24 protein-coding genes and 1 tRNA gene are annotated in these 23,668 nt (G+C 69.8%); 12 read left to right on the forward strand and 13 right to left on the reverse strand.

Annotated features, from left to right (window positions below; all coding sequences use genetic code 11):
• Window positions 1-175 precede the first annotated feature (175 nt).
• Together DIZ27_RS05840 and DIZ27_RS05845 are read left to right on the forward strand one after the other, a co-directional pair.
• Window positions 176-1,198, forward strand: a complete 1,023-nt coding sequence (locus DIZ27_RS05840) for a permease (protein ID WP_109377340.1) — start codon at window positions 176-178, stop codon at window positions 1,196-1,198.
• Window positions 1,195-1,971 (forward strand): TIGR03943 family putative permease subunit, encoded by a 777-nt coding sequence (locus DIZ27_RS05845; RefSeq protein ID WP_258308256.1) that lies wholly within the window; start codon window positions 1,195-1,197, stop codon window positions 1,969-1,971. Before DIZ27_RS05840 ends, DIZ27_RS05845 begins: the two co-directional genes overlap by 4 nt.
• Window positions 1,972-2,040: 69 nt before the next feature.
• On the opposite strand, the gene DIZ27_RS05850 is transcribed toward DIZ27_RS05845, so the two are convergent.
• Window positions 2,041-2,301 (reverse strand): twin-arginine translocase TatA/TatE family subunit, encoded by a 261-nt coding sequence (locus DIZ27_RS05850; protein WP_109377202.1) that lies wholly within the window; start codon window positions 2,299-2,301, stop codon window positions 2,041-2,043.
• Between the two features lie 135 nt (window positions 2,302-2,436).
• On the opposite strand from DIZ27_RS05850, the gene DIZ27_RS05855 reads away from it, so the two are divergent.
• Both DIZ27_RS05855 and DIZ27_RS05860 read left to right on the forward strand, forming a co-directional pair.
• A complete protein-coding gene (locus DIZ27_RS05855; protein WP_109377203.1) occupies window positions 2,437-2,838 on the forward strand; it encodes a BlaI/MecI/CopY family transcriptional regulator in 402 nt (133 codons plus the stop codon).
• A gap of 6 nt (window positions 2,839-2,844) precedes the next feature.
• Window positions 2,845-3,798, forward strand: coding sequence for a M56 family metallopeptidase (locus tag DIZ27_RS05860; RefSeq protein ID WP_109377204.1), 954 nt, complete (start codon window positions 2,845-2,847; stop codon window positions 3,796-3,798).
• A 36-nt stretch (window positions 3,799-3,834) separates the two neighbouring features.
• Here the strand turns inward: DIZ27_RS05860 and DIZ27_RS05865 are convergent, their stop codons facing one another.
• Complete coding sequence (locus DIZ27_RS05865; RefSeq protein ID WP_109377205.1) at window positions 3,835-4,137, reverse strand: zinc-ribbon domain-containing protein; 303 nt, start codon at window positions 4,135-4,137, stop codon at window positions 3,835-3,837.
• A 166-nt stretch (window positions 4,138-4,303) separates the two neighbouring features.
• Between DIZ27_RS05865 and DIZ27_RS05870 the strand changes: the two genes are divergently transcribed.
• Window positions 4,304-5,857, forward strand: a complete 1,554-nt coding sequence (locus DIZ27_RS05870) for a PH domain-containing protein (protein WP_109377206.1) — start codon at window positions 4,304-4,306, stop codon at window positions 5,855-5,857.
• 65 nt (window positions 5,858-5,922) lie between these two features.
• Here DIZ27_RS05870 and DIZ27_RS05875 read toward each other — a convergent pair whose 3' ends face one another.
• The 4 genes from DIZ27_RS05875 to DIZ27_RS05890 form a co-directional block, all read right to left on the reverse strand.
• Window positions 5,923-6,261 (reverse strand): DUF4396 domain-containing protein, encoded by a 339-nt coding sequence (locus DIZ27_RS05875; protein ID WP_109377342.1) that lies wholly within the window; start codon window positions 6,259-6,261, stop codon window positions 5,923-5,925.
• A 190-nt stretch (window positions 6,262-6,451) separates the two neighbouring features.
• Window positions 6,452-7,087, reverse strand: a complete 636-nt coding sequence (locus tag DIZ27_RS05880) for a response regulator transcription factor (RefSeq protein WP_109377207.1) — start codon at window positions 7,085-7,087, stop codon at window positions 6,452-6,454.
• Window positions 7,087-8,199, reverse strand: coding sequence for a sensor histidine kinase (locus DIZ27_RS05885; RefSeq protein WP_109377343.1), 1,113 nt, complete (start codon window positions 8,197-8,199; stop codon window positions 7,087-7,089). Before DIZ27_RS05885 ends, DIZ27_RS05880 begins: the two co-directional genes overlap by 1 nt.
• Window positions 8,200-8,371: 172 nt before the next feature.
• Window positions 8,372-9,034: a DedA family protein gene (locus DIZ27_RS05890; RefSeq protein WP_109377208.1), complete on the reverse strand. Its 663-nt coding sequence runs from the start codon at window positions 9,032-9,034 to the stop codon at window positions 8,372-8,374.
• A gap of 566 nt (window positions 9,035-9,600) precedes the next feature.
• Here DIZ27_RS05890 and DIZ27_RS05895 point away from each other — a divergent pair.
• Together DIZ27_RS05895 and DIZ27_RS05900 are read left to right on the forward strand one after the other, a co-directional pair.
• The gene (locus DIZ27_RS05895; protein ID WP_109377209.1) at window positions 9,601-9,828 is read left to right on the forward strand and encodes a type II toxin-antitoxin system VapB family antitoxin; all 228 of its coding nucleotides are present in this window, start codon (window positions 9,601-9,603) and stop codon (window positions 9,826-9,828) included.
• Complete coding sequence (locus tag DIZ27_RS05900; RefSeq protein ID WP_109377210.1) at window positions 9,825-10,232, forward strand: PIN domain nuclease; 408 nt, start codon at window positions 9,825-9,827, stop codon at window positions 10,230-10,232. The genes DIZ27_RS05895 and DIZ27_RS05900 overlap by 4 nt, the downstream gene beginning before the upstream one ends.
• Window positions 10,233-10,501: 269 nt before the next feature.
• Here the strand turns inward: DIZ27_RS05900 and DIZ27_RS05905 are convergent, their stop codons facing one another.
• Together DIZ27_RS05905 and DIZ27_RS45605 are read right to left on the reverse strand one after the other, a co-directional pair.
• Window positions 10,502-12,187 (reverse strand): PA14 domain-containing protein, encoded by a 1,686-nt coding sequence (locus DIZ27_RS05905; RefSeq protein WP_109377211.1) that lies wholly within the window; start codon window positions 12,185-12,187, stop codon window positions 10,502-10,504.
• Between the two features lie 102 nt (window positions 12,188-12,289).
• A complete protein-coding gene (locus DIZ27_RS45605) occupies window positions 12,290-12,463 on the reverse strand; it encodes a hypothetical protein (RefSeq protein ID WP_181383400.1) in 174 nt (57 codons plus the stop codon).
• 76 nt (window positions 12,464-12,539) lie between these two features.
• Between DIZ27_RS45605 and DIZ27_RS05910 the strand changes: the two genes are divergently transcribed.
• Window positions 12,540-12,818, forward strand: coding sequence for a hypothetical protein (locus tag DIZ27_RS05910; RefSeq protein ID WP_109377212.1), 279 nt, complete (start codon window positions 12,540-12,542; stop codon window positions 12,816-12,818).
• Between the two features lie 152 nt (window positions 12,819-12,970).
• On the opposite strand, the gene DIZ27_RS05915 is transcribed toward DIZ27_RS05910, so the two are convergent.
• Window positions 12,971-14,275: a sodium:proton antiporter gene (locus DIZ27_RS05915; protein ID WP_109377213.1), complete on the reverse strand. Its 1,305-nt coding sequence runs from the start codon at window positions 14,273-14,275 to the stop codon at window positions 12,971-12,973.
• A 377-nt stretch (window positions 14,276-14,652) separates the two neighbouring features.
• Between DIZ27_RS05915 and DIZ27_RS05920 the strand changes: the two genes are divergently transcribed.
• Window positions 14,653-15,066 carry a YrdB family protein gene (locus DIZ27_RS05920; protein ID WP_109377214.1) on the forward strand — a complete coding sequence of 138 codons (414 nt, stop codon included), beginning with the start codon at window positions 14,653-14,655 and terminating at the stop codon, window positions 15,064-15,066.
• 480 nt (window positions 15,067-15,546) lie between these two features.
• Window positions 15,547-16,431: a CPBP family intramembrane glutamic endopeptidase gene (locus tag DIZ27_RS05925; RefSeq protein WP_109377215.1), complete on the forward strand. Its 885-nt coding sequence runs from the start codon at window positions 15,547-15,549 to the stop codon at window positions 16,429-16,431.
• Window positions 16,432-17,134: 703 nt separating this feature from the next.
• On the opposite strand, the gene DIZ27_RS05930 is transcribed toward DIZ27_RS05925, so the two are convergent.
• Together DIZ27_RS05930 and DIZ27_RS05935 are read right to left on the reverse strand one after the other, a co-directional pair.
• Window positions 17,135-17,208 (reverse strand) — tRNA-Pro (locus tag DIZ27_RS05930).
• Between the two features lie 132 nt (window positions 17,209-17,340).
• The gene (locus tag DIZ27_RS05935) at window positions 17,341-18,267 is read right to left on the reverse strand and encodes a metallophosphoesterase (protein ID WP_109377216.1); all 927 of its coding nucleotides are present in this window, start codon (window positions 18,265-18,267) and stop codon (window positions 17,341-17,343) included.
• Window positions 18,268-18,420: 153 nt separating this feature from the next.
• On the opposite strand from DIZ27_RS05935, the gene DIZ27_RS05940 reads away from it, so the two are divergent.
• Window positions 18,421-18,885 carry a GatB/YqeY domain-containing protein gene (locus DIZ27_RS05940; RefSeq protein ID WP_109377217.1) on the forward strand — a complete coding sequence of 155 codons (465 nt, stop codon included), beginning with the start codon at window positions 18,421-18,423 and terminating at the stop codon, window positions 18,883-18,885.
• Between the two features lie 133 nt (window positions 18,886-19,018).
• On the opposite strand, the gene DIZ27_RS05945 is transcribed toward DIZ27_RS05940, so the two are convergent.
• Window positions 19,019-21,352 carry a transglycosylase domain-containing protein gene (locus tag DIZ27_RS05945; RefSeq protein WP_109377218.1) on the reverse strand — a complete coding sequence of 778 codons (2,334 nt, stop codon included), beginning with the start codon at window positions 21,350-21,352 and terminating at the stop codon, window positions 19,019-19,021.
• Window positions 21,353-21,770: 418 nt separating this feature from the next.
• On the opposite strand from DIZ27_RS05945, the gene wblA reads away from it, so the two are divergent.
• On the forward strand, window positions 21,771-22,109 hold the full coding sequence (gene wblA / locus DIZ27_RS05955; protein ID WP_181383401.1) for a transcriptional regulator WblA: 339 nt from the start codon (window positions 21,771-21,773) through the stop codon (window positions 22,107-22,109).
• 96 nt (window positions 22,110-22,205) lie between these two features.
• Here wblA and DIZ27_RS05960 read toward each other — a convergent pair whose 3' ends face one another.
• Window positions 22,206-23,627 (reverse strand): ArsA family ATPase, encoded by a 1,422-nt coding sequence (locus DIZ27_RS05960; RefSeq protein ID WP_109377220.1) that lies wholly within the window; start codon window positions 23,625-23,627, stop codon window positions 22,206-22,208.
• Window positions 23,628-23,668: the final 41 nt, after the last annotated feature.

A 23,668-nucleotide genomic window follows, 5' to 3' on the forward strand; every position in this document is an offset into this window, starting at 1 on the left:
CGAGAGGAAAGACTGCCGTATACACGCAGACGGTTCCAGGAGCGTTCGGCGAACGGCGTTGAACAGGGCCGCACTTCGCTTCGTACCAAGGGGGCAAGAAGGCGGGGTGGGGTGGGAGCGGCCCCGCTCCGCCCTCGCGTGCGATGTGGGAGGTACCCGGCCCGTGGCCGTCAAGTTGCCCGCCGCCGGGGAGTCCGGGCCGTCAGGGGAGTCCGGGCCCTCAGGAGAGACCGGGCCGTCGGGGGAGACCCGCCACGTCAACTCCCCTCTCCTCCTCGTCCTGTTCCTGCTTCTCGCCGTGATGTTCCAGGACTCCGTCCGTCGGGCCCTGGCCGCACCTGTGATGCAGAGCTGGATGACGGTGTTCGTCGCGGTGCTGATCCAGGCCCTGCCCTTCCTGGTGCTCGGTGTCCTGCTCTCCGCGGCGATCGCCGTGTTCGTCCCGCCGTCCTTCTTCGCCCGGGCCCTGCCGGGACGCCCGTCCCTGGCGGTCCCGGTCGCGGGCGCGGCGGGCGCGGTGCTCCCCGGCTGTGAGTGCGCGTCCGTGCCGGTGGCGGGGGCGCTGGTGCGCAGGGGAGTGGCACCGGCGGCGGCGCTGGCGTTCCTGCTGTCCGCCCCCGCGATCAACCCGATCGTGCTGACGGCGACGGCGGTCGCCTTTCCGAACGACCCCATGATGGTGCTCGCCCGTTTCGTGGCGAGCTTGCTGGTGGCGTGTGCGATGGGCTGGCTGTGGCAGCGTCACGGCCGCGCGGACTGGCTGCGTCCGCCGTCCCGTTCGTCCTACGAGGGGCAGAGCCGGGGCGCCGCCTTCTGGGGGTCGGTCCGGCACGACGTGATGCACGCCGGTGGCTTCCTGGTGGTGGGCGCGATGGCCGCGGCGACGCTGAAGGCGGTGATCCCGGCAGGCTGGCTGCGGCTGGCGGCCGACCACCCCGTGCTGTCGGTGCTGGTGCTGGCGGTGCTGGCGGTCCTCCTGTCGATCTGCTCGGAGGCGGACGCGTTCGTGGCCGCCTCCCTGACCCAGTTCTCGCTGACGGCCCGGCTCACCTTCCTCGTGGTGGGTCCCGTGGTCGACCTCAAGCTCTTCGCCATGCAGGCGGGCACGTTCGGCCGCGGCTTTGCCCTGCGCTTCGCCCCCGTGACCCTCGTCCTGGCGGTGGCGGTCTCGGCCCTGACCGGAGCGGTCCTGCTGTGAACCCGAACCTGAACCCGAACCGCCAGGCCCAGGCGGCTCTCCTCTTCCTCCTCGGCGCGACCGTGCTGCACGCGGGCCTGACCGATCTCCACCTGCGCTACGTCAAGGCGGGCCTGCGCCCGCTGCTCCTGCTGTCCGGCGCGGTACTCGTCGTGACGGCGGCGGCGACGGTCTGGTACGAGTGGCGCGGCACCCGCCGACGGCACGACCGGGGCCGGGAACGGGACAGGGACCAGGACCGGGAAGACGGTTACGGTCACGCCCATCGGGAGCCTCGTGTCGCCTGGCTCCTGGCCCTCCCCGTCCTCGCCCTGATCCTGGTGGCGCCGCCGCCCCTCGGCTCGTACAGCGCCACCCACACGGGCACGGCGCTGCAGAAGCCGTTCGGGTTCCCGGACCTTCCCGCCGGGGACACGCTCCGGCTCGGGGTCGGGGAGTACGCGGCACGCGCGGTCTACGACGACGGCCGCCACCTCCGCGACCGCACCATCAGGATCACCGGTTTCGTCGCCCTGGACCCGGCCGGTGCTCCCCAGCTGGTCCGGATGTCCCTCAGCTGCTGCGCCGCGGACGCCCAGCCGGTCAAGATCGCCCTGACCGGCGAGGTCCCCCCGGTCCTGCGGCCGGACGCCTGGCTGGAGATCAGCGGTACCTACACCCCGCGCCGGACGAAGGACCCGGTCAACGACGGTCCCGTCCCCTACTTCGAGGTCACGGCCGCGAAGCCGGTCCCGACCCCGCGCGACCCGTACGACGAGGTCTGGAACGGCTGAGAGGGCTCAGCGGGCTCAGCGGACGCAGAGGACTCAGCGGACTCGCAGGCTCCGGCGCAGGGCTCTGGCTCAGGGCCGGTGCTGCCGAGTGTGGCCGTCGGCGGCCGTGTCCCGGGTGACGGTCTCGCCCTGGATGACGCGGGGGGCATCCGGCTGCCGGCCCTGCTCCCGCGCCTGCTCCTCCCGCTCCTCCTCCTTGGCCGCGCGGGCCTCGGCCTTGAGGATGCGGGCGGACTTGCCGGCCGAGCGGGCCAGCTCGGGCAGCTTCTTCGCACCGAGAACGGCTATGACGACGATGAGGATGATCGCGAGTTCGCTCAACCCGAACATGGGGGTCCGTCCTTCTCGTGAGCCGCTGCCGGATGCCGCCCGTAGAATCTACAGCAATGTAGAGAATTTGACGGCGTCCACGCGTCTATACGATGACCGCCCGGGAACGGGAAGGCGGCGGAAGGGAGACGGGCCGTGGTCGAGGGCGAGCAGGGGCGCGGTCAGCGCCACCGGCGTCGGGGACAGGGCGAGTTGGAGGCACTCGTGCTGTCGGCGCTCCGGGAGGCGGACGGCCCGGCGACGGCCGGCTGGGTGCAGGCGCGTCTGGGCCAGAACCTCGCCTACACGACGGTCATCACGATCCTGACCAGGCTGCTGGCCAAGGGCGCGGTCACCCGTGAACGCGCGGGCCGTTCCTTCGCCTGGACGCCCGCCTCCGACCACGCCGGCCTCGCGGCGCACCGGATGCGCAGGGTGCTGGACGCCGAGAGCGACCGGGAGGCGGTCCTGGCCAGCTTCGTCACCGGTCTCGGCCCGGACGACGAACGGCTGCTGCGGGAACTGCTGGGTCAGCCCCGGGGCGACGGGGAAGACTGAAACCTCATGGGGGTGTTCGTCTTCCTTCCGCTCGTCCTGCCGCTGACGGCGTGGCCGATCGCCCGGCTCGCCGAACAGCATCTGCACCCGCGGACCGCGACCCGGATGCTGACCTGGGTCGCGGCGGTGATGGCGGTGTGCAGCACGGTGTGCCTGTGCCTGGTGATGGTGGTCGGCACCGCCACCCTGCCCGGCAATCCGCTGCCCGACGGCTGGTCGGACCCGGAGGTGCGGGCGGCGGTCCCCTACGACGAGGTCGTGGGCAAGGCGGCCATTCCGGCCCTGTGCGTGGTCCTGCTGGTCTGTGCGCGCACGCTGTGGCGGCACGGCCGCGCCCGTCGGCGCGCCCACCGCGCCCTGGCCGGCCTGCCGGACACGGAGGTGGCGGTCCTGCCCGACGGCACCCCGTACGCGTACGCGCTCCCGGGCGGCGGACCGAGCCGGGACCGGGTCGTGGTCACCACCGCTCTCCTCGACCGTCTGGACTCCGGTGAACGCCGTGCCCTGTTCGCCCATGAGCGCGCCCACCTGACCGCGCGCCACCACCGCTTCCTGCTGGCCGTCCGGCTGGCCGCGCACGCCAACCCGTTCCTGCGCCCGCTGCGCACGGCGGTGTCGTACGCGGCGGAACGCTGGGCGGACGAGGAGGCGGCCCGTACGGTCGGTGACCGCCGTACCGTCGCCACCGCCATCGGCAAGGCGGCGCTCGCCTCCCGGTCCGGCCCGCCCCCGCCGGCGTTCGCGGCGTCCGGAGCGCCGTTCGCGGCGCCGGGACCGGTTCCCCGCCGGGTGGCCGCGCTGCTCGCCCCGGCTCCGGCGACGGGTCCCTGGCCGACGGTGTTCACCTCGGTGGGCCTGGCCGCCTGGGGAGCGGCCGCCGGTACGGCCGTGTCGGCGATGTCCTCGGCCAACGCGGCCGTCACCCTGTTCTGGATCCTCCGCACGGCGACACCGCTGTGAGCGCGCCGGCCCTGGCCTTCGCGTTCTCCGACTCCCTCACGGCCGGTACGGCTGCTGGTGCTGCTGGGGCGGCTGCCCGTACGGCTGCCCGCCGCCGGGACCGCCCGCGCCCTGCGCCTGCAACTGCTCGGCCTGCTCCTGGGATACCTTCGACTCCGCGCCGCAGAAGGTGCACTGGGTCGAGTACTTCGTCGAGACCGGGAACAGCGGCACGAAGAAGAGGGTGAACTTCGTGACCCGCTTCCTGAGCGCGTGCGCTGAGGGATTCCCGCACTGGGTACACACCAGGGTCAGTATCGCGAGCTGGTACAGGTATCCCTTGGTACCGAAGATGATCATGTAGTGCCCCTTCCGTGAACGATGTTCGCTGCCGCTGCTGTCGTCGCTGCTTCTGCTGCCACCATGTCACCGGCTGCCCCGGTGAGCGATCGGCAATGTGCCACGCCGGAAAACTGCCGGGCTCCACCCCGGCGGGCACGGCCGGGCGGCGGGCAGGATTCCGGACATGAGCGATCCCCGGGAAGTGACCTGTCGGCCCCAGTGGACGGGTTTCCGGTGGACCCTCGTCGGACTCAGCGCGGCCGGAACGGCCGCGGCCCTGCTGATGTGGGTTCTCACGGGCCTGGCCGTATGGGCGGGCATCGCCCTGCTGCCCGCCCTGGCCACGGTCACGGCACTCCACAAGGTCACCGTGCGGGTCCGCGCCGACGCCCACGGGGTGCACTCCCGCAGCCTGCTGCACCGCAGGAGCGTGCACTGGAGCGACATCGCCGATCTGCGCGTGCGCCTGAAGTACGCGAACTCTTCACGGGTCCAGGACGTCCGTCGCCTCATCGTGGTACCGCGTGGTGGGCGCAAGTGGACTCTTTCCCTGCCGATGGGCTTCACCACCTCCGACCCGGATTTCGACGAGGCGCTGGAGGCGTTCCGGGAGCTGCACCGTCAGTACGGCACTCCGGAGTCGAGTCACCTCGTCGTCATCTCGTCCCGGACCGCCGGACGCGGCTTTGCCGGCTCCCTCCTCGCGAGTGTGCTGCTGCTCGCGGCCGCGGGCCTGGTCGCGTCGTTCGTCCCGAGTGCCGAGGAGGACCGGCAGGCCTGGAGTTCGGCCGCACCGTGCACCGCCGACACCCCCGCCGCGGAGCGCGGAGAGGCGTGCCTGACGACGCTCCCGGCGGTGATCGAGCACACCGAGGTGCAACGCCCCAAGCAGGGCAGCTGGTTGTACTTCACCGACGCCCGCCCGCTGGAGCGGCTGCAGGTCTCCTCGGAGGCCGCGCAGGCGTTCCGCGCCGGTGACGAGGTCGAACTGACCTTCTGGCACGGGAGGGTGATGGAGGTCGCCGGTGAGCGCCACGTCTGGCGCGAGCACATCCCGACCGCCGGCAGCGTGACGGTCGCCGCGGCCGTCGTCGCCTTCGTCGCGGGATACCCGGCCGCCCGGGTGCTGCTGACGCTGCGGAGCCGTCGGCGCCCCGACGGCGAGGTCCTTCCCACGGCCCTGCCCTTCGTGGTGGTCCTCGTCGGTACGGCCCTGTGGCTGATCCCGCTCTGCTACCTGCACCCCACCACGCTGTTCACCTCACCGCTGACGACCGGGTGGCCGGTCGCGGGCACAGCGGCATCGCTGGCCCTCTTCGCCTGGGCATGGCGGGCCACCCGCGTCCGGGTGCCCGAGGAGGGGGCGGAGTCCGTCGGTCCGGACGGTGACGAGGAGGTGTTCCTCCCGGCCCGTTTCCTGGAGGCCACCGACTACAACCCGCACCAGTTCGGCACCCACATCGCCCTGGGCGGCGGCCCGCCCGCCGTCGTCCCGCACCCGGACCGTTTCGCGGCGAAGCCGATCCCCGTGGGACGCCTCACCCTCAAGAAGGTCCGCCTCGCCCAGGGCAGTGACGGCGAGCTGGTCCCCAGCACCTGGCACGTCGCCGAACTCGACGACGCCGGCACCCCGGTCCGCCTCACCGCGGCCCCCGAGGACCTGCCCCGGATCCTCCGCCACCTGGCCCCGGGCCGGCCCTCGCCGGGAACACCACCACGAGTGCTCGGGCAGAACTGAACCGCGTCCGCCGCAGGTCAGTGGTGGGCGTGGACCACGGCGTGGCCCTCGCCGCGGCCGATCATCTACTTGTTCACCGGCGTGGTGATCACGAACGCCACGGCGAAGCCACCGAGCAGCGCGTACCAGAACAACCCGTCCGACAGCTGCGCCTCCATCGCTCCCGGCGTCAGCGCGACGACGGCGTTGTCGACCAGTCCCATCACCGCGAAGAGGGTGAGGGAGTAGCCGAAGACGAAGGCCAGGGCGATGGCGAGGACCATGGTCGGCACGTTGCCCCACAGCCGGGCGGTGCCGATGGTCATGCCGAGGATCTCGCCGACGGCACACCCGGTCAGGCAGTGCAGCGTCGCCCTCACCGCCATCGCCCAGGACGCGGCGCTCGCGTGGCCGCCGTGGCCCATGAACTTCACCCCGTTCGTGTGCCACGGGGGCCCTGGTGGCTCCAACGATCCACCGGGTACCCCACAGGGGTACCCGCGGTCAGTCGCCCGGCCGGCCGACCGCCTGACGACTCGCCCAGCGGGTGAGGGCCTGTCCGGCGGATCAGGTCGAGGGCGGTGCGGTCGCTCACCGCGGCAGGCGCGGCTGTCGTCACGACTCCAGGTAGCGCAGTACGGCCAGGACCCTGCGGTTGTAGCCCGTCGTGTGCGCGAGTTCGAGCTTGTCGAAGATCGTGTTGAGATTCTTCTCGACCGCGCTCATGGAGATGTGCAGCTTCTCCGCGATGGCTGCGTTGGTGTGTCCCTCGGCCAGGGCCTCCAGGACGCTGCGTTCGCGGGAGGTCAGCCGGGCCAGCGGGTCGCTGTGCGTCGTACGGATCACCAACTGCCGTACGACCTCCGGGTCGATGGCGGCACCGCCTGCCTGGATCCGCTTCAGCGCGTCGAGGAACTCCTCGACCTGGGCGACCCGGTCCTTGAGCAGGTAACCGACCCGTTCCGCGTTCGGGGTCAGCAACTGCGCCGCGTAGTTGCGCTCCATGTGCTGGGACAGCACCAGGACGCCGACCCCGGGCCACCGCTTGCGGATCTCGAGTGCGGCCCGCAGCCCCTCGTCCGTGTGGGTGGGGGGCATCCGGATGTCCAGGACGACCATGTCCGGCGGCCGGACCTCGACCTCCCGCAGCAGGGTGACGGCGTCGCCCACCGCGGCCAGGACCTCGTGTCCCTCCTCGATGAGCAGCCGGACCAGCCCCTCCCGCAGCAGTGTCGAGTCCTCGGCCAGCATTACGCGCACGGCAGCTCCGCGGTGATCGTGGTGGGCCCTCCGGAGGGGCTGTGGATGTGCAGCAGGCCGTCCAGAGCGCCGACCCGGCTGTGCAGCCCGGTCAGTCCGCTGCCCGACGGATCCGCGCCGCCGACGCCGTTGTCCTCGACGCGTACGACGAGGACGGTCCCGTACCGCCGTACGCTCACGAGGATCTCCGTCGCGGCCGAGTGCTTGGCGGCGTTCGTCACGGACTCCGACACGACGAAGTACGCGGCGGTCTCGACCGAGGAGGGCAACAGTCCGGTGAGGGCGAGGTCCATCCGGACGGGGATGCCGCACCGCTCGGAAACCCCGGCGAGCGCCTCCCCCAGCCCCAGATTGTCCAGCGCCGTCGGATACACCCGCCAGGCCACTTCCCGCAGCTCGGTCAGGACGTCCTGTGACTCCTTGTGGGCCTGCTCCAGCAGGCTCTTCGCCTGCTCGGGCGTACGGCCCCGACGGGCGCGCCCGAGGAGCATGGCCAGTGCCACCAGACGCTGCTGCACCCCGTCGTGCAGGTCACGCTCGATGCGTCGCCGTTCGGTGTCCACTGCCCGCAGCACCGCCGCTCGGCTGGTGGCCAGTTCGTCGATGCGCTGCTGCAGCAGCTCGCGTTCCGACGGGCCGAAGCACTGGCGGGCCAGACGTGCGTCGAACGCCTCCAACGACAACAGGCCCTGCACGTTCAGGAAGAGCAGTACCCCGCCGAGCAGCCCCTGGGTGAGCAGTTCCCGCCAGCCGAGCGTGCCCCGCGCGAGGCTTGTGAGGAGCAGCCCCGCCAGGACGACGCCGAAGGCGAGCAGGCCGACCACGATGCCGGTGACCAGACCGGCGTACGTACGGGTGGCGAGGTAGCGCAGGATCCGCCGGTCGGGAACGGGACGGTCGGGAAAGCGGTCCCTGAAGAAGACCGAGCGGCGCCGGCGTTCGAGTGCTGTCAGCCGGCGGGCCCCGGAGGCCAGGACGACGACGGCGTGTCGCCGGGTGTACGGCCACAGCAGAAGAGTACCGAGAAGGGTGCCGACGACCGCGAAGTACAGCAGTCCCGGTAAAGCGGTCAGGCAACCGAGGAGGACCCCGGCGATCCGCAGCGGCCACGCCGGAGACGGCGTCGACGGGGGCTCACCTCCCGGTTGCGCGGGTCCGAGCGCCTTCGGGAGGGGCCGGGTGGTGCTGTCCGCCGGTCCCCCTGCACGGTCGCCGAGGCTAGTCGCGCGGCACAGCCGGGGCAAGATCGTTCGACCGGGGCGAGAACGGGGCCGGTCACGAGGTACGGCGGTGCTGGGCGGGGCTGCGGGGGCGCAGGCGGACCACGAGGTAGAGGACCAGGGCCGCGGCGACCAGGACGAGGACGGCCTTGCTGACCACTCCGACATAGGCCTCGACGAGGTCCCACTGGTCGCCCAGCCAGTAACCGGACAGGACGAGCACGGAGTTCCAGATCAGGCTGCCCAGGGTGGTGAGCAGCAGGAAGACCGGCATCGGCATGCGTTCCAGGCCGGCCGGCACGGAGATGAGACTGCGGAAGATCGGCACCATGCGGCCGAAGAAGACGGCCTTGGTGCCGTGCTTGGTGAACCACTCCTCCGTTCGCTCCAGGTCGGACGACTTGACCAGCGGCAACCTCGCCCAGATCGCGTGCATGCGCTCCCGGCCGAACAGCATGCCGATCCAGTAGAGGACGACGGCGCCGACCGTCGAGCCGAGCGTGGTCCAGAACAGGGCCGAGAACAGGCTGATGACGCCCTGCCCGGCCGCGAAGCCGGTCAGCGGCAGGATCACCTCGCTGGGCAGCGGTGGGAAGAGGTTCTCCAGGGCGATGGCGAGGCCCGCGCCGGGGCCGCCCAGGGTGTCCACCAGGTCGGCTGCCCATCCCGCGATGCCGCCGGCGGGTTCCTGGGGCAGAGCCAGGGTCATGAGGTCCATTCGAAGTCTCCAGGCTGCGGGGCGGGTCGTCGCGGACAGGCGCCGCGCTCCACGACCACACTAGAAATCGCAGCTCAGCGCCGGTATGAGGGTTGCCGTCGAACAAGTACGGCTCCCCACACCCCGCACCCTGCGGTTTTCCGCAGGGCGGAACGGCGGCTGAACACCCGGGAGAACTCGATCAGAACCCTCCCGGGTCCCCTCCCGAACGATCACCGGCAAGCGATCAGGGACCCGACCCGCTGCGAGGATCAGATCCCTGACCTGGTACTTCACTGTCGGGGTGGCGGCATCTGAACCCACGACCTCTTCGTCCCGAATGGGGTGCGGGGAGGACTCGAGGAGAGGCTCGGCTCCCGGAGTCGTACGGGAGGGTCCCGGCGTCCCACTGTGACGGACCGCGCCCTGCGACCCGTTGCACAGGGGCTGAGCCGAGTTCCGGCGCGTCTCCTGCTGTCCGTGGCACGTTCCTCGGTCCGCAGGCTTCAGGACCGGTTCACCCCGTCCCGCGATACATTCGATCATGTATATTGATATACTCTTCGATGTATATGGAGGTGGGGCTCATGAGCAGAACCGTCATCGACCTCGACGACGACGCCCTGGAAGCCGCAGCGAAGGAGTTGGGCACTTCCACGAAGCGGGACACCATCAACACCGCCCTGCGCGAGATCGTGGCCCGCAACCGTCGTCTGCGCGCCCTGCACGAACTGCAGGATCTCGCGGACGAAGGCGCGCTCGATGTCGAGCTTCTCCTGGACAAGCGCAACTATCGAGGTGGTACCGCCCGGTGAGCGTAGCCGACTACCTCGTCGACACGTCGGCCCTGGCTCGCGTCCTGCTGCGTCAGGCGACCGAAGAATGGGAGCAGCGGATGGGCGCCGGCCTGGTCGCCCTGTGCGACCTCACCGAACTGGAGATGCTCTACTCCGCACGTTCCGAGAAAGACCGTGAGGCCATTCAGGGGCGACTGAACCAGTTCACCTGGTGCCCCATGCCCGACGGCATCTACCGGCGCGCCCGCGTCGTCCAGCGTGAGCTCACGGCCAAGGGCGAGCACCGCAGCGCCGGAGCCGTCGACCTTCTCGTGGCCGCAGCCGCGGAAGAAGCGGGACTCACACTGCTGCATTACGACCGCGACTTCGAAACCATCGCCCGCACCACCGGGCAGCCGGTCCGAATGATCGACCTCAAGTAGCCGACCAGCTCCGAGCGCCACCGCCCCCGCAGGCGGCCTGACCCCCGCCGTTCCGATGGCCGCACCCTCCAGGCCCTCCCGCAGGGCACAACGGGACCACCCTGTGAGGGCCCCAAGAGTCGTCCGGGAGCCGCATTCCGAGTTCGGCTCCCCAAAGGCCCCACAACCACTCAGGGGCCCGACCCGTTCTGCGGATCAGGCCCCTGACCTGGTACTTCACTGTCGGGGTGGCGGCATCTGAACCCACGACCTCTTCGTCCCGAACAAGGTCAGGGCGCCAGGACCACCCAGTCGGCGTCGGGCGCGGACTCGGTGCCGTCCGCGTACTGGGCGGTCACCCAGTAGAAGTGAGTGGTGCCCCTGGCTGCACCGGTGTCCCCGTAGGAGGACCCCGTCGTGGCCGCCAGCTTCTCGTACGCCTTGGCGTGCGGGTTCCAGCCGTAGACCTGGTAGCCGGTGGCGTCGGCCACCGGGGACCAGGACAGCTCGACGCCCGCCTCTCCGGAAGTCGCCGTCAGCCGGACCGGCGAACCCTCCGGCGTCGCCACGCTCGGCGTCATGTCGAGCTCGGTCGCGGTCACGATCTGGGCCTCGCGGGTCCACTGGAAGGAGGAGTTCCCGGCGTCGTCCACGGCGTCGACGATGAAGCAGGACTCCTCGCCGTCCGGGAGGGTGGTGTACGCGTACGAGGTGGTGCGGGCCGACACGTAGTAGCCCGGGTAGAGGGAGCACATCTGCTCCTCCTCGTCCCCCAGCAGCTCGCCCCGTCGGACCACGTAGCTCGCCAGGTCGGCGGCCGGGTTGGCGTCCCAGTGCACCTCGAAGCCGTACTCGGTCGGGGTGACGGTCACCCCGGTGACGGCGGACGGCGGGGTGAGGTCCCGGCGTTTGCCGCTGACGGCGACGGACCGCGCGGACTCGTTGCCCGCGGCGTCCAGAGCGGTCACCCGGTAGTGGTAGGTGGTGCCCTCGGCGGCCGAGGCGTCCACGTACGAGACCTGCTCGGTACTGCCCACGCGGGTGTAGACCCCGTCCGCACTGGCCGCCCGGTACACCCGGTACGACACTGCTCCCTGGACGGCGCTCCACCCGACCCGCAGACCCTTCGGTTCGGAGACGGTGCTCATTCCGGTCGGCACGGGCGGCGCGGTGCGGTCGACGGTGGTGACCGCCTGGTCGGCGGTGCCGGTGGACTCGTTGCCGGCCTTGTCGGCCGCGCGGACCTCGTAGTAGTACGTCTGGCCGGTGGGCGGCGGGGTGTCGGTGTAGGACGTGGAGGTCGTGGTCGCCAGCGGCTTGGCGGGGTACGTGCTGCCCTTGAGGCGGCGGTAGACGCGGTAGCCGGCGAGGTCCATCTCCTTGTTCTTGGACCAGGTGACCTTGGCCTTGCCGGTCGCCGTGTCGTACGTGGCGGTGGTGCCCGTCGGGGTGTGCGGCTTGACCTTGTCGACGGTGGAGGAAGTCCGCGGCGTGTAGCTGAACTTGACGTTGGCGGCGCCGGTCCAGTTGACGAAGTCGATGCGCAGGGTGTGCTTGCCGGACGGAATGGTGACGTTGACCGTCTTCTTCACCGTCGTCGAGACGTCCTTCCACAGGTCGACCTTGCGGACGCCGTCGAGGTAGACGCGGATGCCGTCACGCGATTCGGCCGGGAAGGAGAAGGGGCCGCCGGAGCCGAAGTCGCGGGTCACCGTCCAGCGGACACCGAAGTGGTTCGACGGCAGGCCGGAAGCCGGGGCTTTCGTGCCCCAGTTCTGGTCGATCTTGGAGTCGCAGTCGGTCTTCTTCGGCTTGCCGGAGAAGGTGGTGTTCGCGAAGAACTGCCGCTTGTAGACCGGCGAGGCGCAGCTGGTCGCGGCGGAGGCGGGCGTGGTGACGGCGGTGAGCAGGCCGCCCGCGGTGGCGAGCACGATCGCGGTCGCGGCCGCGGGGGTCGTGCGTCTGGCTGGGTTCATTCGGTCCTCTGATCGGATCAGGACGCGGAAGGGCGTTCATGACCACGACACGCGAGGTCGGGATGAGGTTGTACCGATCTTCGCGGTCCGACGACCGGTACTTCACGCCGGACGGGGTTCCTGTGCGACGACCGCGCCGGTGGTGGTGTCCGGCACCACGACGATCGGCACCACGACGATCGGCACCACGACGATCGGCACCACGACGATCGGCAGCACGTCGCCACCGGCCCCGGCCACCGGCGACCCCTCGCCTGCCGCCAGGGCCGCACCCACCAGTACTGGGGCGATCCTGCTTCTTGTGCCGTTGCCCGGGATGCGAGGTGGTCACCTGCTGGTGGATGGTGGAGACATGAACCATCACCAGCCCCTGCACTCGATCGACATCGACACCCGGCTCGTCACGACCGGTGCCGTGCTCACCGCGGCCGGTGCCGTGGTGGCGTGCACCGGCATGGCCATCGCGGCCGTCGCCGTGTTCGCCGCAGGCCGGCGCATGGTCCGCGCCATGGACGTGCCTCCGGCCCAGCAGGCGGCCATGAAATGGCGGCAGGCCAAGGAGGCGTCCCGAGCGGGCATGCAGGCCTGGCACTCCGCTTCCGGCAACCAGCACGGGTCGCTCGCCCCCTAGCCCAGGCCCAGCCCATGGCTGGGCGAGGTGCGGAAGGAGAGCTGCTGCAACCACCGGCGCCTGCGGAAGCACTCGGAGCGGGGCCGTCCAGCACGACCCGGGTCCGCCATCGGCGAGCTCGAACGCCACGGGTGGCACGGTCACCGTGTTCGTCAGGGGCTGTGGGGGTCTCGTGTGCCCGGGGTGTTGTCGGCGCTGAGTGCGTTCTCCCGCAGGTCCGGTTCGGTACGGAGCGTCCGGGTGAACCAGTCGCCGTAGCGGTTTCCCAGGAACGGGGCCGTGGCGCCGTGGAGGAGAACGCTCAGGCCCACGGTCACGGCGATGACGCCGTTCAGCAGCGTCGTCCCGGGCAGGTGCTCCCCGAAGGCCAGCAGGCCGAAGACCAGGGAGGCGAGCCCGCGCGGACCGAACCACCCGATGTAGGCGACGGATGCGGCCCGCAGACCGGTGCCGGCCATGGCCAGAGCGACCGGCAGCATCCGGACCACGGTCAGGCTGATCAGCGCGTAGACCACCATCCGCCACGTCAGGTGCTGAAGGACCGGCCCCAGGATGACCGCGCCGAAGACCAGGAAGCTCACCGAGGAGAGCAGGAGCCCGAGCCGCTCGCTGAATTTCGCGCTCTGCGTGGGGCTCGGGCCTTCGGCGCGAGCGACATGTCCTGACGGCGCGCCACGCAGTCGGCTTCCGAAGGCCAGACCGGCGGCCCAGGCGCCGATGAAACCGCTGCCTTCGGCCGCGTCACACAGCGCGTAGGTGATCACGGGAACGGCGAACGTCAGGAACTGCCGCCACGCAGGAGTGCTCCAGTCCCGAGCGACCGACCGACGCAACACGCCCGCCCCGACCCAACCGGCGGCAAGGCCGATCGCACCGCTCAGCAGCAGCGCACGCAGGAACGTCACGACGACGCCCGGATGCCCCTCCCCCTCGCCCGCCGCCGCCAGCGCCAGCACGAAGAACGGGAGCACCAGACCGTCGTTCAGACCCGATTCGACGTCCAGGCCGCCTCGGACCAGCGCCGGGACCCGCTTGTTGGAGAAAGCCTGCTGTCCGAGCGCGGCATCCGTCGGAGCCAGGATGATGCCGACCAGCGCCAGCTCCCACACCCCCAGACCGGGCAGGAGGGGCCAGGCCACCAGCCACCCCAGCGCCATCGTGACGGGCAGCCCGACCACGAGCAGCCGCAACGGCAGGAACCCCTCCCTGCGCAGGTCCTCGATCCTGATCGCCGCCGCGTCCGTGAACAGCACAAGGATGAGCGCGCTCTCCAACAGCGTCCGGATGACCTCCGGATCCCGGTCCGCGTTCAGCAGGTCCAGGCCCAGGGGCCCGATCGCCAACCCGCATACGAGGAACACCAGGGGCCCGGACAGCACCGTCGTCGACAGCCGCCGCGAGAGCGCTCCGTAGCCGACGACCACGCCACCGGCCACCACCACACCCCACTGGCTCATCCGTACTCCTCACCCGCCCGGGACCAGGGTGACCGCCCGGGCAGCTGTGCCGGGGCGACTCACCACATGCCTGACCACACCACCCATCACGGTCACACAGTGGCACGACTTCTCACTCTACGTGTCGATCCGGCCGGGCCGGGAACCCTCGGTCCTGGCACGCAGAGCCGGGGAAAGGGACTTCGGTCACCGACGGCACCCCTTTTTCGACCACCGGATTGTGTGTGGCATCGACCTGTCCCGCACCGACCCGGGCGGCGGGACCGGTGGATGGTGTGAACGCTGTCTGAAGCAGGCCCTGGCCGCAGTCCCGTGAACGCGGCGTTTACGCTCTGGGCGGTGTCATGCCAGGTGCACCGGAGCAGCGGGAGGGGCAGATGGCGGGGAGCAGCGGTGGTGTGGCGGGGCTTGATGCCCGGCCCTGGTATGCCGCGAACGAAGCCCTGGCGTTCCTGTTGGAGCTTGCCGCGTTGGGCTGCCTGGGCTGGTGGGGATTCCACACGGGTCCCGAGGGCGTCTTCCGAATCCTGCTCGGCGTGGGAACACCTCTGCTGGCCGTCGTGGTCTGGGCGCTGTTCGCCGCGCCCCGGGCGCGGTGGCGGCCGCGGCTTCCGCTCGTCCTGGTGGTGAAGGCACTGGTGCTCGGCGGTGGCGCCGCCGCTCTGTACGGAGTGGGACACCCCGTCGCGGCAGGCGCCATGGCGGTCGTGACGATCGCCAACACCACGGTGGTCGAGACCTTCCGCGCCCTCCCCGCCGACCGTGGCGCCGAACCGGCTGCGACGGGGTGATGGGAGCCGTTCGGGTGCCGGAATATGAAGCCGGCACCCGAACGGCTCCCAAAACGCCCCCCGACACCGCTCAGGGGCCCGACCCGCGCTGCGGATCAGGCCCCTGACCTGGTACTTCACTGTCGGGGTGGCGGGATTTGAACCCACGACCTCTTCGTCCCGAACGCGATCAGGGCCCTCTGTGACCTTGGCTTGGTGCCGCTGACCTGCTCGTTCGCCTCCAGTACAGTCCACTGCTGTTCGGCACCGTCCTTGTGTGGCTGCACCGTTTGGCCCCCTCTTTGGGCCCCGTGCCGGTCTGAACGGCGAGCGATGAGAGGTTCCTCCCTCCGCTGATGACGTACATCCCGTGTGTCCTGACGCTCCGTCAGGTGATCGACAAAACTGGGAGGACAGCCGACCCTGAGGCGACCCTGACGCGTCCCGGAACTAACCCTGCCAACCGTGGTGATCGCTCTGCGGCAGAGAAAGGATGCGGTCATGACCCACACGGCACAATCCACCCGGCCTGACAGTGCGCGTCGTGCGCTGGAGCTGAAGAACGTCAGCCGTTACCGCCATCCCCTCGCCTTCTACGTCCTTGCCACCGCCGTCCCGTGGGCGCTGTGGTTCACCGCCGCCTGGCTGTCGTACCAGCCCGATCCCAGCCAGGGCACTGTCGCCGTCATGACCGGCCTCGGCCTGGCCGGTCTCGCCGCCCCGATCGTCGTGGCGATCTGGTTCATCCGCAGGGACGGGCTCACCCGCGACGTCCTCGCTCGCCTGGTCGCGCCACGCGGCACTCGCGCCTGGGTCTGGCCGGCGGCCGTCGCCCTGCTCCCCGGCGCCCTGCTCGTCGCTACCGCGATCACCATCCCGTTCGGCTACGACGTCTCGCAGTTCGAGCTTCGCAACGGCTTCACGTTCGCGACGGGCCTGCTGCCGGCGTGGATCACGCTCCTCCTGGCCCCCGTCCTGGAGGAGGTCGCCTGGAAAACCTACGGCACGGATGCGCTCGCGTCCCGGATGAACGTCCTGTGGACGTCGTTGCTGTTCGGTGTCGTCTGGGTGCTGTGGCACGTGCCGCTCGGCTTCATCAAGGGCAACTACCAGGCGGAGGTCGTCGAGGAGGGCCTGATCCACAGCATCAACTACGGTGTCTCGCTGATACCGTTCGTCATCCTGATGAACTGGCTCTACTACCGCGCCGGCCGCAGCGTCCTCGTCGCGATCGTCTTCCACCTCGCCGCCAACTTCGGCAACGAGATGTTCCTTACGCACCCGGACACCAAGGTGATTCAGACCGTCCTGCTTCTGGTGCTGTCCGTCATCGTGGTGTGGCGCGATCGGGAGTTGTTCCTGACGCCTCCCGGACGCCGCGCGTGACCCTGCCTGATGCGAGGCATCCCGGCGGTGGGCTTGGAAACCGGCAGGGCAGCAACGTCCTCGCGTGTTCGAATCCCACGCCCTCCGCCCCCGAACAAAATTCTCATCCACAAGTCTTGATGCTCGGACAGGCCTGCGCCGGCGAGGTCAGAGCAGTAGGCCTACACGTTACGAGTTGTCCGATCTTGGTCCGGGAGTGTCCGTGGGCGTCCACCAAGGACGCTCCGCCCCTGGCCAGAAGAGCGTCCGAACCCCAGAGGACCAGAGCGGACATACACGGAACGAACGGCAACTGAGACCACCACTGAGACCGCTCGCCACTGGTCACAGCCTCTACAGGCTTCTCCACCTCGGTACCCGGCTTCCACCCCGCCCCGTGGGCCGGACTCAGAGCACATAGGCATCAGCACCCTGAGGTTTTTCCAACCTCAAACTGAGGTTGGAAAAACCTCACTACCTGGACTGCTTCCTCCGGGACCTTCCGTCCCAGTATCAGGCTGTCCAGCTCAGAGGGGGAACTTCAACCGGAAGCAGACCCGGCCCGTGATCCAGACCGGCACCGTCGTCATGGACGGCATCTTCTGGGCGCAGGAGCGGCGGCTGTGGGCACGCGGGAAACGTTGGTCACGCAGATAGACACGCACGCAGAAACAGGTGAGGCACCTACGGATATCCGTAGGTGCCTCACCTGGTGTTTCGGCTGTCGGGGTGGCGGGATTTGAACCCACGACCTCTTCGTCCCGAACGAAGCGCGCTGCCAAGCTGCGCCACACCCCGATTGTCGCTGCTCTCGCGGCGACGACGTTTACTTTAGCCCACTGGTGGCTGGAGGCGAAATCCGGTTTCGGTGCCGCGGAGGCAGACGGCACCGACCGGTGCGGTCGGCCCCCGCGGGACGCGCGTGCTCCGCTACTCCCGGCTCACCAGCGTCATCAGCGTCGCCTCCGGGGGGCAGGCGAAGCGGACCGGGGTGTAGCGGTTGGTGCCGCAGCCCGCGGAGACGTGGAGGTAGGACGTGCGGCCCTCGGACGTGTGGGTGGACAGGCCCTTCACCCGGTCGGTGTCCAGGTCGCAGTTGGTGACCAGGGCGCCGTAGAAGGGGATGCAGAGCTGGCCGCCGTGGGTGTGGCCGGCCAGGACCAGGGGGTAGCCGTCGGACGTGAAGGAGTCCAGGACGCGCAGGTAGGGGGCGTGGACGACGCCCATCGAGAAGTCCGCCGCGTTCGACGGGCCGCCTGCCACCTCCGTGTAGCGGTCCCGCTTGATGTGCGGGTCGTCCAGGCCGGTCAGCTCGACCGTGACGCCCTCGAGCTTCAGGGTGCCCCTGGTGTTCGTGAGGTTCAGCCAGCCCGCGCCGTCGAAGCCGTCCCGCAGGTCCTCCCACGGGTTGTGGATCACGCCGACGGCCGGGGCGTTGCCGTTCAGGCCGTGCCGGCCCGTGGCCTTCTCGATCAGGTAGCGGGCGGGGTTGCGCAGCTTGGGGCCGTAGTAGTCGTTGGAGCCGAAGACGTACGCGCCCGGGAACTCCATCAGCGGGCCCAGCGCGTCCAGGACCTCCGGTACGCCCTCGGGGTCGGAGAGGTTGTCGCCCGTGTTGATCACGAAGTCGGGGCGCAGTCCCGCCAGCGAGCGCAGCCAGCGCTGCTTCTTGCGCTGGCCGCTCACCAGGTGGATGTCGGAGACCTGCAGCACACGCAGGGGGCGCATCCCGGCGGGCAGGACGGGGATCGTCACCCGTCGCAGCCGGAAGGAGCGGGCCTCGAAGCCCGCCGCGTACACCAGCCCGGCGGCGCCGGCCGCCGTGATTCCCAGGGGGATTCCGTATCGCGCGCGCATGCGCCCATCGTGTCAGATCCGGGGCAGGGTGTGTCCCGTGGTCCCTCCTCCCCGGTGATGCGGCGGGGCTTGAGGGTTCGTCCGAACGTCCCCTGGAGCGGCGGGGGTTAAATGTACGGGCGCCTTTGCGCCTGTTCCTGCGACAATCAAGACATGACCACGCTCAAGTCGAAGCTGCAGGACGACCTCAACGCTGCGATCAGGGAGCGCGACGAGCTCAGCTCCTCGACGCTCCGGCTGACGCTCACCGCGATCACCAAGGAGGAGGTCGCGGGGAAGGAGAAGCGTCAGCTCTCCGACGACGAGGTGCTCAAGGTGATCACCCGCGAGGCGAAGAAGCGCCGTGAGGCGGCGGACGCCTTCGCGCAGGGCGGGCGTCCCGAGCAGGCCGAGCGGGAGAAGGCGGAGGGCGAGCTGCTGGCCCGGTACCTGCCCCAGCAGATGTCCGACGAGGAGCTGAACGCGATCGTCGCCCAGGCCGTCGAGGAGGCGAAGGCGGCAGGCGCCGAGGGCCCGCGGGCCATGGGGGCGGTCATGAAGATCGTCAATCCCAAGGTGGCCGGGCAGGCCGAGGGCGGCCGGGTGGCCGCCGCGGTGAAGAAGCTGCTCGCCGGCTGATCTGACGGTCCGGGCAGATGGTCCGGTCAACCGGTTTGGTCGCTCGGACACGGCGGACGACAGTGGAGGGCCCCTCGATCCCGCGTTGGGATCGAGGGGCCCTCCACTCTCGTCCGACCAGGGGCGCAGGCCGTCAGCGCCGTCCTCCGGGGCCGTTGCCCGAGCCCTGGATGAAGCCCTCCGGGAGGGAGAAGGTCGGGTCCGGTTCGGCTCCGCCGTTGCCGTTCTGGCCACCATTGCCGTCCTGGCCGCCGTTGCCGCCGTTGCCGCCGTTGCCGCCGGTCAGGCCGCCGATGAAACCGCCGTTGTTGCCGTTGCCGCCGTTGTCACCGCGGTTGTCGTCGCCACGGTCGTCGCCGTCCTCGTCGTCACGGTCACGGTCCTCGTCGCGCTTCTCGGGGTCGGGGATGTCGACGAGGTTGAAGGACGGGGAGTCCTTGCCCGAGAGGGCGCCGGTCATCGCGTCCCGCCAGATGGGGCCCGGCACCGAGCCACCGTAGACCTTGGCGTGGTAGGCGCCGCCGACGTTGATGTCGACCATCTTGACCTGCTGGGTGGCGCTGCCGACCCAGACCGCTCCCGACAGGTTCGGCGTGTAGCCGACGAACCAGGCGTTCTTGCGCTCGTCCGTCGTGCCCGTCTTGCCGGCGTTGGCGCGGTCCGTGAGACCGGACGCCCGGCCCGTACCGGAGTCGACCACACCCTGCAGCAGGGTGTTCACCGTGTCCGCGGTCTCCTCGCTCATCGCCCGCGAGCACGTCGACTTCGGTACCTCCAGCGACTTCTGCTGGTCGCCGATCTTCTGGGTGATCGACTCGATGGCGACCGGCGTGCAGTACATGCCCCGGGAGGCGAAGGCGGCGTACGCGGACGCCATCGTCAGCGGGGCGACACCCCTGGAACCGAGGGAGACGGCGGGGACCTCCGGAAGCTTCTCGCCGTTGCCCTCCACGACGTGCAGGGCGTCCGTCATCTTCACCAACGGGCACAGACCGATGTCGGCGATCATCTGCACGAAGTAGGTGTTGACCGAAAGGGCCATCGCCTCCTTCAAGCGGTACGGTCCGACCTCCGACTTGTCCTCGTTGGGGACGGTGGCGCCTTCCTGGTTCATCCAGGGCTTGCCACTGCACGTCTGGACGGGGTCGGGGTAGGGCATCTCGTACGGCGACGAGTACTCCTGGAAGGGCGGTCGCCCCTCCTCGAGCGCGGCCGCCGCGACGAAGGGCTTGAACGTCGAACCGGTCGGGAAGCCGTAGTTGGAGCCGCCCATGCTGTGGTTGACCGAATAGTTGATCTCGGTCTCGTTCTTGCCGTAGCCGTAGGGCTTCGACTGGCCCATGCCGAGTATCTTGCCGGTGCCGGGCTCCACCAGGGTGATCGCCGCGGCGACCGAGTCGCTCTTGTTGACGTGGCCCTTGAGCGAGGTGTGGACCGACTGCTGTGCCTGCGGGTCGAGGGTGGTCCGGATCGTCAGACCGCCCTGGTTCCAGATCTTGGCCCGGTCCTCCTTCTCCTTCCCGAAAACCGGGTCGTTCAGGAACACCTCACGTACGTAGTCACAGAAGAAGGCCGCATCGGCGACCGCCGTGATGCAGCCGTTGTTCGGCTTGCTGACCTTCAGTCCCAGCGGTGCCTTCGACGCCTCGGCGGCTTCCTCCTCGGAGACGTCGCCGACCTGGGCCATCCGCGCCAGGACGACATTGCGCCGCTTGGTGGCCTCCGTCTCGTCGTTGACCGGGTTGTACCGGCTCGGCGACTGGACGAGGCCGGCGAGGAGGGCGGACTCCTGGAGGTTGAGGTCCTTGGCGGACTTGGAGAAGTAGCGCTGGGCGGCGGCCTCGACACCGTAGGCCTGCTGGCCGAAGAACGTGATGTTCAGGTAGTTCTCGAGGATCTTGTTCTTGCCCAGCTCCTCCTCGACCTGGATCGCGAACTTCAGCTCGCGGATCTTGCGGCCGATCGTCTGCTGGGTGGCCTGCGCGACCTTCGTCGCGTCGTCGCCGGCCTCCTCCACGAAGACGTTCTTCACGTACTGCTGAGTCAGTGTGGACGCGCCCTCGGAGACACCGCCGCTCTGCGCGTTGCGGTTGAGCGCGCGCAGCACGCCCTTCAGGTCGACCGCGCCGTGCTCGTAGAAGCGGGAGTCCTCGATCGCGACGATCGCCTTCTGGAGGTACGGCGAGATGTCCTTGAGGTCGACCACTGTGCGGTCGCGCGAGTAGACGGTGGCGATCTGACCGCCCTTCGCGTCCAGGATGGTGGTGCGCTGGCTCAGCGGGGGCGTCTTGAGGTTGGCGGGGAGCTCGTCGAAACTCTCCACCGAACCCTTGGCGGCCAGGCCCAGCGCACCCACGGCGGGCAGTGCGATACCGGCCAGGACGGCACCCGCGAGGACACTGACACCGAGGAACTTGGCGGCCTGCTGCGTTGGCGACAGACCACCGCCCGAGCGCTTCTTTGGCATGGGAGCAGCCTACGTTCTCGTTTGCCGGACAGGCGTACAGGCCTTGGCCTAAGCTGCTCACAACTGTCACAGCAGTGAGGCCACGTATCAATACGTCCGGTGACCCCGAATCGTTCCGGATCTTCTCGACTTTCTTTGTCGGGGTGTGGTGGGTGCGTGTCCGGATCCGCCTCGTGTGTCACTCGGTGTCCGTTGTGGCGTAATGGAACTGACCCGAAACGCCGGGATTGTCGCACATGTCGTCAGGTCACTCCCCCGGGTGATCTGCCGCTTACCCATAGTCCGTTCGGGCCATTCAAGATTGGGCCCGCTGGGGGTGTTGCGTTGTGCCCACCTTCCGTAACGTCCTCAACTGGCGGCGGTGAATATGCCGCTGCCGCCGTGGGGGAGCCTCGATTCGGGAGAGGACGGCGCCGGTATGGGCTGGGTTACCGACTGGAGTGCGCAGGCTGCCTGCCGCACTACTGATCCGGATGAACTGTTCGTTCAAGGAGCAGCGCAGAACAGGGCCAAGGCGGTGTGCACCGGATGCCCGGTGCGTACGGAGTGCCTGGCCGACGCGCTCGACAACCGCGTCGAGTTCGGCGTGTGGGGAGGCATGACGGAACGTGAACGCCGCGCACTGCTGCGCCGGCGGCCCACCGTGACGTCCTGGCGCCGGCTGCTGGAGACCGCGCGCACGGAGTACGAGCGGGGGACGGGCGTCGTGCCCCTCGACGACGACGAGGTGTACGCGAACTACGCGGCGGTGAGCTGAGGTTTCTCGGGGGGTCCTCGGTGGGGCGTCTCGGGCTGTGTCGGCACTGCTTGTTCGTCCGTCAGGCCGTGTCGGTGTGCGTCAGGTCGGTGTGCGTCAGGCGGTTGCCTCGGGTGAAGCGGGTGCCTCGGGTGTCTCGGGCAGCTCCGGCCTGTTGGTCGCGAGCCGGTCGCCGATCTGCCGCAGGCCCGCGAGGTCGTGCACGTCACCGGGCAGCGCGGCCACTTCCGTCACCGCCACCTCGGGATGGAGCGCGGTGAAGCGGTCACGTGTGCGCTGCTCGCGTGAGAGCAGCCGCATCCGCTCGGCGTGCAGTCTCAGCAGACCCGCGGTGAGTTGGTCGACGGACCGCTCCGCGCCCACCCCGTCGGTGTCTGCGTTGGTGTCGGTGGTGCTGGTGTCCGTGTCCGTGTCGTCCGTGGTGGCGGGGGAGCCTCCGGCAGGGACGTCTGAACTGGCGTGTGTGTCGCTGGAGTTACGAACTCCAGCTTTCCCGTCCTCCTGATCCACAATGCGGGAGTCCTCAAGATTTTCCGCGGCGGCGAGTGCCCGCTCGGCCGAGAGCCGGTCGGCGCCGCTGCCATGGACCCGGTTGAGCACCAGACCGGCCAGTGGCATGTCCTCCGCGGCCAGCCGTTCCACGAAGTACGCGGCCTCGCGCAGCGCGTCCCGCTCCGGGGCCGCTACCACCAGGAACGCGGTCCCGGGCGCCTGGAGCAGTTTGAACGTGGCGTCCGCGCGCGTACGGAACCCGCCGAACATGGAATCCATCGCCGCGACGAACGTCTGTACGTCCCGCAGCAGTTGCCCCCCGAGTACCTTCCCCAGGACGCCGGTCATCATGGACATCCCGACGTTCAGGAACTTCATCCCCGCACGGCCGCCGACCTTCGCCGGGGTCAGCAGGACGCGGATGAGCTTGCCGTCGAGGAAGGACCCGAGCCGCTTGGGCGCGTCCAGGAAGTCCAGCGCGGAGCGGGAGGGCGGTGTGTCGACGACGATGAGGTCCCACTCGTCGCGGGCCCGCAGCTGACCCAGCTTCTCCATCGCCATGTACTCCTGCGTGCCCGCGAAGCCCGCCGAGAGGGACTGGTAGAAGGGGTTGCCGAGGATCGCGGAGGCGCGCTCCGGGTCCGAGTGCGCCTCGACGATCTCGTCGAAGGTGCGCTTCATGTCGAGCATCATGGCGTGCAGTTCGCCGCCGGCGGAGTCGTCGATGCCCTTCACCCGGCGGGGGATGTTGTCGAGCGAGTCGATGCCCATGGACTGGGCGAGCCGGCGGGCGGGGTCGATGGTGAGGACGACCACCTTGCGTCCCCGTTCGGCCGCGCGCAGTCCCAGGGCCGCGGCGGTGGTCGTCTTGCCGACCCCGCCCGAGCCGCAGCACACCACGATCCGGGTGGTCCGGTCCTCGATCAGTGGGTCGATGTCGAGCGTGCGCACGGGGGAGAGGTGGTGGCGGGCCGGGTGGGCCGGATCGTGCGCGCGCGGGTGCGCCGGTTCCGGATGACGACTCATGACATCCCCTGCTTCCGATACTTCCGACTCGTGACGGGCGT

It is taken from the genome of Streptomyces sp. NWU339, assembly GCF_003143855.1.
Classification (GTDB): domain Bacteria; phylum Actinomycetota; class Actinomycetes; order Streptomycetales; family Streptomycetaceae; genus Streptomyces.